The 3,076-nt window shown below is 71.6% G+C and carries 3 protein-coding genes; all 3 read left to right on the top strand.

The annotated features are described in order from the left end of the window. A partial coding sequence (locus tag C1I95_RS33010) for a TetR/AcrR family transcriptional regulator (protein WP_233514037.1) occupies positions 1 to 589 on the top strand: 589 nt, incomplete at its 5' end. A gap of 157 nt (positions 590 to 746) precedes the next feature. After that, complete coding sequence (locus C1I95_RS33005) at positions 747 to 2,084, top strand: acetyl-CoA carboxylase biotin carboxylase subunit (protein WP_111219927.1); 1,338 nt, start codon at positions 747 to 749, stop codon at positions 2,082 to 2,084. A 141-nt stretch (positions 2,085 to 2,225) separates the two neighbouring features. Further along, the coding region (locus C1I95_RS33000; protein WP_111219929.1) for a hydroxymethylglutaryl-CoA lyase at positions 2,226 to 3,076 on the top strand (851 nt) is incomplete at its 3' end.

Below are 3,076 nucleotides of genomic sequence, written 5' to 3'. Positions count from 1 at the left end.
GGCCACGGGGGCGGGGCGGCGCCGGTCCCGCAAGGACGAGATCCTGGAGATCGCGGTGGGCCTGTTCGCCTCCCGCGGCTACCACGGCGTGTCGATGGACGACATCGGCGCTGCCGCCGGGGTGACCGGCCCGGCGCTCTACCACCACTTCGCCGGCAAGGAGGCGATGCTGGTAGCCGCGCTGGTGCCGGTCAGCGAGGGGCTGCTCGACGGCGGTCGGCAACGGTCCGCCGCGCACCCGGGCGACCCGCGTGCCGTACTGGAATCGTTGATTGACTTTCACGTCGATTTCGCGTTGGCCAACCCGGCCGTCATCGCGCTGCACCTGCACGAGCTGGACCGACTGCCCGAGGAGCCCCGGCGGCGCATTCGTCGCCTCCAGCGGCTCTACGTCGAGGAGTGGGTGACCGTGCTGACCGCGCTGCACCCGGGGCTGCCGGACGGCGAGGCGCGGGTGCTGGCGCACGCCGCGTTCGGCCTGATGAACTCCACCCCGTTCCTCGGCGGCGAGGTCGACCGCCGGCGCCGGGCCGAGCTGCTGCGCGCCGCCACGCTCGCCGCCCTGCTCGCCCCCACCGAGCCGGCCTGACCGCGGCTGGCGCACGTCCGGCCTGGTCCAGACCGGCCTGCCGCACCGCCGTATTGACCAGGGGCCGCCGGCGTCAACCGGGCCCCTTCCTTCCTTCTCGCCTGGGTGTCGTGGTTCCCTAGCACGCGTTCCCACCATCTGGACGCTCGGAGGAAGCATGATCGAGTCGCTGCTGGTCGCCAACCGGGGCGAGATCGCCCGCCGGATCATCCGTACCGCGAAGCGGCTCGGTGTACGCGCGATCGCGGTGCACTCGGAGGCCGACGCCGAGCTGCCGTTCGTGGTCGAGGCCGACGAGGCCGTCTGCATCGGCCCGGCCAATCCGGCGCTGAGCTACCGCAACACCGAGGCCATCCTCGCCGCCGCCAAGTCCACCGGCGCGCAGGCGATCCACCCCGGTTACGGCTTCCTGTCGGAGAACGCCGACTTCGCCCGTACCGTCGAGGCCAGCGGCCTGGTCTGGGTCGGACCCGGCGCGGACGCGATCAGCGCCATGGGTGACAAGATCAACGCGCGGAACCTGATGGCCGCGGCCGGCGTGCCGGTGGCGCCCGGGACCACCGAGCCGGCCGCCGACCTGGCGGCGGCGGTCGCCGCGGCGGCCGAGATCGGCTACCCGGTGATGGTGAAGGCCGCCGCCGGCGGTGGCGGCATGGGCATGGGCGTGGCCGCCGACGAGGCCGCGCTGCGCACCGAGTACGACAAGGTACGCGCGTTCGCCGAGCGGATGTTCGGCGACGGTTCGGTGCTGCTCGAGCGGTACTTCCCCCGGGTGCGGCACGTCGAGGTGCAGATCCTCGGCCTGGCCGACGGTCGGGTGGTGGCGCTCGGCGAGCGGGAATGCTCGGTGCAGCGACGCAACCAGAAGCTGGTGGAGGAGTCCCCGTCCCCGGCCGTCTCGCCGGAACTGCGGTCGCGCCTGCTCGCCGCAGCGATCCGGGCCGGCGAGGCGGTGAACTACCGCAACGCGGGCACCGTGGAGTGTCTGCTCGACCCCACCACCGGGGAGTTCTTCTTTCTCGAGATGAACACCCGTCTGCAGGTGGAGCACCCGGTGACCGAGCTGGTCTACGGGGTGGACCTGGTCGAGGAACAGCTGCGGGTGGCCGCCGGCCTGGCGCCGACGTTCGACCCGGACGCGCTGACCCCGCGCGGGCACGCCATCGAGCTGCGGATCAACGCCGAGGACCCGAAGCGGTTCCTGCCCGGCCCCGGGGCGATCAAGACCTGGGTGGAACCGACCGGCGACGGGGTGCGCGTCGACTCCGGGTACGTCGAGGGCAACACCGTCACCCCGTTCTACGACAGCCTGATGGCCAAGCTCATCGTCAGCGCCGACACCCGCGCCGAGGCGATCGAGCGCGCGAAGTCGGCCGTGGCCTCGTTCGAGCTGGCCGGCCCGAAGAACAACCTCCCCTTCTTCGCCGAACTGCTGGAGAACCAGGAGTTCGGCTCCGGCGACTACGACACCGGCATCGTCTCCCGGATGCGCTGACCCGCCGGGATCGCGTTGATCAAGAGGTTCGTGTCCGGCCGAGCCGGCTCCGGCCGCGAACCTCTTGATCGACATTGCCGGTCCGTGGGGTGACATGCTGGGGGAACCAGCAACAGCGACGTGTCACAGCGAGGTGACTGCATGGCAGAGATGCCGGAGTTCGTGTCGATCCGGGAGGTCGGGCCGCGCGACGGGCTGCAGAACGAGGAGCCGATCCCGACCGACGCCAAGGTGCGGCTGCTCGACGCGCTTTCCCGCACCGGCGTACGGCGGATCGAGGCGGTGTCGTTCGTGCACCCGAAGGCGATCCCGCAGATGGCGGACGCCGACGAGGTGTGGCAGCGGGCGGCGAAGGTCGACGGGGTCCGCTACTCGGCGCTGGTGCCGAACACCCGTGGTGCGCAGCGCGCCCTCGCCGCCGGCTTCACCGAGATCGAAGTGGTCGTCTCCGCCAGCGACACGCACAACCGGCGCAACGTCAACCGAGCCACGGACGAGTCGCTGGACGACATCGCCGAGCTGATCGACCTGCTGCACGGTGCCGGCGCACGGGCCGAGGTGATCATCGCGACCAGCTTCGGCTGCCCGTACGAGGGCGACATCGATCCGGCCCGGGTGGCCGCCATCGTGGACCGGGTGGTCCGCGACGGCGCTGACCGCGTCGCATTCGGCGACACCACCGGCATGGGTACGCCCCGACGCGTCCGTGACCTGCTCACCGCCGTACGCGACCGCAACGCGCACATCCCGCTGCTGCTGCACTTCCACAACACCCGGGGTACCGCCCTGGCCAACCTGCTGACCGCGCTGGAGCTGGGCGTGACCGAGTTCGACGCCAGCGTCGGCGGCCTGGGCGGCTGCCCCTACGCCCCCGGTGCCAGCGGCAACCTCGCCACCGAGGAGGCGGTCCACATGCTCCACGACATGGGCATCGACACCGGCATCAACCTGGACGCCCTGATCGAAGCCGCCGAACTGGCCGAACACCTAAC

Origin of the sequence: Micromonospora craterilacus (assembly GCF_003236315.1) — a bacterium.
Classification (GTDB): Bacteria; Actinomycetota; Actinomycetes; order Mycobacteriales; family Micromonosporaceae; genus Micromonospora; species Micromonospora craterilacus.
Note: the sequence above shows the minus strand (reverse complement) of the source record. Positions and strands in the feature narration are given on the sequence as shown.

What these genes read in the sequence shown, in the direction of transcription:
- C1I95_RS33005 (WP_111219927.1), top strand. Translation starts at nt 747, where the DNA reads ATGATCGAGTCGCTGCTGGTCGCCAACCGGGGCGAGATCGCCCGCCGG.